The organism is Nocardia pseudovaccinii NBRC 100343, from assembly GCF_001613225.1.
Taxonomy (GTDB): Bacteria; Actinomycetota; Actinomycetes; order Mycobacteriales; family Mycobacteriaceae; genus Nocardia; species Nocardia pseudovaccinii.
On record NZ_BDBY01000355.1, the window covers coordinates 1 to 4,099 of the forward strand.

Here is a 4,099-nt window from a genome sequence, read left to right on the forward strand (position 1 = left end):
GCGAACACGCAGCGCCGGAGGCGCTGCCATTAGACAGAGCACTCACAGGAATCACCCAGCCAAGGTCCAGACAGTTCCCAGTCGATTGCCGGACTATGAAGCAATGAGTGGTGCGCCTGCGGAGTCCACGCCCGAGGCCCGAGTGCTGGTGGTGGACGACGAACCCATGATCGTGGAGCTCCTGTCGGTGAGCCTGCGCTATCAGGGGTTCGCCGTCGATACTGCTATCGACGGGGCGCAGGCGCTGGACAAGGCGCGCACCTTCCGGCCGCAGGCACTGATCGTCGATGTGATGATGCCGGGTATGGACGGCTTCGGGCTGCTGCGCCGACTGCGCGCCGACGGCATCGATGCACCGGTGCTGTTCCTGACCGCACGCGACGATGTGCAGGACAAGGTCGCCGGACTCACCCTCGGCGCCGACGACTACATCACCAAACCGTTCAGCCTCGAGGAAGTGGTGGCCCGGCTGCGAGTTGTCCTGCGCCGCTTCGGTCATGCCGCGCCGCAGCGCGAGAGTTCGCGACTCCGGTTCGAGGACATCGAACTCGACGACGATACGCACGAGGTGTGGAAGGCGGGCGAGCCGGTTGCGTTGTCGCCCACCGAATTCACCCTGCTGCGGTATTTCATGGTCAATGCCGGAACGGTGTTGAGTAAGCCGCGCATCCTGGACCACGTGTGGCGCTACGACTTCGGGGGTGAGGTCGGCGTGGTCGAAACCTATGTCTCGTATCTGCGCAAGAAGGTCGACACGGGCGATCAGCGCTTGATTCACACACTGCGTGGTGTGGGCTACGTGATGCGCGCACCGAATCGCACACGCCAATCCGACAAATGATCACGTCCCGGCTCGAACAGATCCGTCGCAAACTGGCAAGCGCTTCTTCGGCGATTCCGCTGCGGGTCACGCTGGTGCTGGCGCTCGTACTGCTTTCCGCGCTCGGACTGTTCGCATCCGGCACGGTCGTCACCTCGGCGCTGGAGAATTCGCTGCTGCACCGCACCGATCAGCAACTTCGCGATGCGGTGATGGCGTGGTCGCGGCCGCGGCCGCCGACTCCTTCGAATCCGTCGCATCCGTCCAGCACCTTCTTTGTCCACATCGAACCGACCCCGGGCGGCAACGGCACGACTTATCTCGAGACCAGACCGTTCAACGAGGAGGCCGAGCCGGAACTGCCGCGACTGCCCGATGTGCGGCCGACCACGGATCCGCCGGGCAGCAAGGTCCTCACCAGAGCGGTAACCGTCGGCTCCAAGAACGGTTCGACGGTCAAATGGCGGACCATGACGGCGGTGTCACCCGATACCACGACGACGGTCGCGATACCGCTCACCGAGAACATCGACACGGTCAATCGACTGATCATGTTGCAGCTCATGGTCGGTGCCGCGGTGCTCGCCGCGCTGGCGGTGCTCGCCTACTTCGTGATCCGACGCAGTCTGCGGCCGTTGCGCGGGGTCGAGAAGACCGCCGCCGCCATCGCCGCCGGTGATCTGCATCGCCGAGTTCCGGTGCGCGGCACCAACACCGAGGTCGACCGGCTTTCCCAATCGCTCAACGGCATGCTGGCCCAGATCCAACGGGCCTTCGCCGCGACGGAAGCCTCCGAATCGGCGGCCCGGCGCTCCGAGGCGAAGATGCGCCGCTTCGTCGCCGACGCGAGCCATGAACTGCGCACCCCGCTCACCACCATCAGCGGCTTCGCCGAACTGTATCGGCAAGGCGCGACAGCGGACCCGGCCATGTTCATGGACCGCATCGAACACGAGGCCCAGCGCATGGGACTCTTGGTCGAAGACCTGTTGATGCTGGCCCGATTGGACGCACAGCGTCCGCTGGAACTGGGCCCGGTCGACCTGCTCGCCATCGCCAGCGACGCCGTGCACAATGCCCGCGCCGTCACCGCGGCCAATGGCGACGACGGTCCGCGCCGCTCCGTAGAGCTGGAAATCCGTTCGGGCACAGGAACATTGGAAGTGACCGGCGATGAAGCGCGGCTGCGCCAGATACTGGCCAACCTGCTGAACAACGCACTCACGCACACACCCCCGGACGCTGACGTCAGGGTCCGGCTGACCCCTACCGACGACGAGGTCCTGCTGGAGGTCGCCGACACGGGTCAGGGCTTGCCGCCCGAGGAGGCCGAGCGCATCTTCGAACGCTTCTACCGCACCGACACTTCCCGCACCCGCGCCAGCGGCGGCACCGGCCTCGGCCTGTCCATCGTCCAAGCCCTGGTCGACGCGCACAACGGCACAGTGGGCGTCGAAAGCGCCGAGGGCGAAGGCACCACCTTCACCGTCCGCCTACCCCGCGAAATCCACTAGATCGGGGTTACCGCGGAGACGAGCCAGCGGCTGTCGTTTTTGTCGAGGGTTACCCGGACTCGGCTGGTGCTGATGTTGGCTTGGGGGGAGTCCTTACCGGTGCTCACCTGATTCAGGTAGAGCAGGACTACGGCGTGCGCGGGTTCGGCGGAGACTACGCCGGTGGCCTGGGTGGTGGCCTGGACGTTGAGTTCCTTTTCCTTGGCGCCGGGGGCGATGGCTTCCTTGATCAGTTTCAGGTAGTCGTCGCGGAAGCTGCCGCCGAGATTGTCGGCGGCCTTCGGCAATTCGGCGTCCACCGTTTTGAAGTTGTAGGTGAACATCGCTTCGACGGTGCGTTGGGCCGCGGGGACGGCCTGGGTACGGGCCTGTTCGCTCTTGCGGTCGTTCCAGTACTTGTATCCGGTGACGCCGCAGACGGCCGCCAGCGCGACGATGACGAGGGCGACCGCGGAAGCCACCAGAATCAGACGCCTGTGCCCACCCGTCACCCGACCGCCACCCCTCATCGAATCGCTACGCGATGCTGTACTCATGCGACGAACTCCACTTGTGAGGCGGTGATCCCGTTGTCGCCGCGGGTGACGGTGACCCGAAATCGGTAGTACCGCGTCTGCGGATCCGCCATACCCGCATTGGTCAGGGTCTGCTTGGCGGCGACCAGCACGCGTGCCGAATCTCCGTCCTCGCTCTCGATGGCGGATTCGATGATCTCACCGGTGGCCTTCACCTTGGCCTGTTCGACCACGCTCGCGTAGGCGTCCTTGCGCTGCGAGTATTCGGCCTTGAGTTCGCCCGAGGCCACCGCGAGGACGCGGTCGATATCGGCCTTGGCGGTGTCGTCCTTGATGGTGGTGAGATTGAGGATCGCCTGCTTGGCGGTCTGCACGTAGTCCGCGCGCCGCGCATCGCGGTCGGATGCGGTGTGCAGGTTGTAGGCGAAGAATCCGGTGCCGATCACCAGCGCGATCGCCACGACCGCGGCCGCGGCGGCACTTGCGATGAGCACCCAGCGCGGCGGCCCGGACTTCGGAGCGTCGTCGGCCACATCCGTGACGCTGGGTATTTCCAGCGTGGTCACGGGTTCGGCATCCTCGCTCGGGCTGTCCGACTCCGACTTCGTCACCTTGACGGTGACATCGACACCCTTGGTCAGCTCGACACCTTCGGTCTCGAGCGGGAGGGTGTCCTCCGGCGGCGGACCCGCCGAACGTACCGCCCGTCGCCTGGACCGGGCCTTGACCACACTGGGTTCACTCATGCCCGCACCTCGCTGACGCTCGGTTCCGGCATGCGCGAAGCACGCTGTGACATGGTTCGTTCGCTGCGCTCTCTCACTGCTGCTGCTCCTGAAGCATCGCCTGCCAACTCGACGGTATCGTGCCGGATCCGTCCTTTCCGATATCCCCCTGACGGTACGTGCGTCCGTCCGGTCCTATGAAAGTCCCACTGCTGGGATCCAATGTCGTACTGTGTGCGGCCGGGTGGGTCGAGCCCTGATCGCCGATCGGGTCACCCGACGGTGTCACCGGCTGCGGCGGACCGAAGGCCGGGTTATTGCCTTCGGGCACATAGCCGTTCGGGTCGCGGCACAGCTCCGGCGATGGCGCCCGCTTACCCGGCACCTCCATGCACGGCGTATTGCGGATACCGCGGACGGCTTCCTTGGCGTTCTGCGCCACCTTGCAGTACAGCCCGGGCGGCGTGTCCGGGGTGTCGAGCTGGGCGGGTGATCGGCGCTGCTCCGGCGTGAGGAAGCCGGTGG

General features: G+C 65.7%; 4 protein-coding genes and 1 pseudogene. 2 read left to right on the plus strand and 3 right to left on the minus strand.

The features are described from left to right. The first annotated feature begins 103 nt into the window (after positions 1–103). Together NP3_RS38590 and NP3_RS38595 are read left to right on the plus strand one after the other, a co-directional pair. Complete coding sequence (locus tag NP3_RS38590) at positions 104–841, plus strand: response regulator transcription factor (protein ID WP_063046655.1); 738 nt, start codon at positions 104–106, stop codon at positions 839–841. Continuing rightward, positions 838–2,334, plus strand: coding sequence for a sensor histidine kinase (locus tag NP3_RS38595; RefSeq protein ID WP_169814660.1), 1,497 nt, complete (start codon positions 838–840; stop codon positions 2,332–2,334). The genes NP3_RS38590 and NP3_RS38595 overlap by 4 nt, the downstream gene beginning before the upstream one ends. On the opposite strand, the gene NP3_RS38600 is transcribed toward NP3_RS38595, so the two are convergent. The 3 genes and pseudogenes from NP3_RS38600 to NP3_RS49495 form a co-directional block, all read right to left on the minus strand. Continuing rightward, entirely contained in the window at positions 2,331–2,870 is a 540-nt protein-coding gene (locus NP3_RS38600) for an Rv1363c family protein (protein WP_373864814.1), read from the minus strand. The genes NP3_RS38595 and NP3_RS38600 overlap by 4 nt on opposite strands. Continuing rightward, entirely contained in the window at positions 2,867–3,595 is a 729-nt protein-coding gene (locus NP3_RS38605; protein ID WP_063046657.1) for an Rv1363c family protein, read from the minus strand. The genes NP3_RS38600 and NP3_RS38605 overlap by 4 nt, the downstream gene beginning before the upstream one ends. Before the next feature lie 73 nt (positions 3,596–3,668). Then, positions 3,669–4,099 (minus strand): annotated as a pseudogene (locus NP3_RS49495) (virulence factor Mce); the annotation flags it as partial.

Excerpts from the sequence above, each read along its gene's own strand:
- NP3_RS38590 (WP_063046655.1), top strand. The coding sequence starts at position 104 with ATGAGTGGTGCGCCTGCGGAGTCCACGCCCGAGGCCCGAGTGCTGGTG.
- NP3_RS38595 (WP_169814660.1), top strand. The coding sequence starts at position 838 with ATGATCACGTCCCGGCTCGAACAGATCCGTCGCAAACTGGCAAGCGCT.
- NP3_RS38600 (WP_373864814.1), bottom strand. The coding sequence starts at position 2,870 with ATGAGTACAGCATCGCGTAGCGATTCGATGAGGGGTGGCGGTCGGGTG.
- NP3_RS38605 (WP_063046657.1), bottom strand. The coding sequence starts at position 3,595 with ATGAGTGAACCCAGTGTGGTCAAGGCCCGGTCCAGGCGACGGGCGGTA.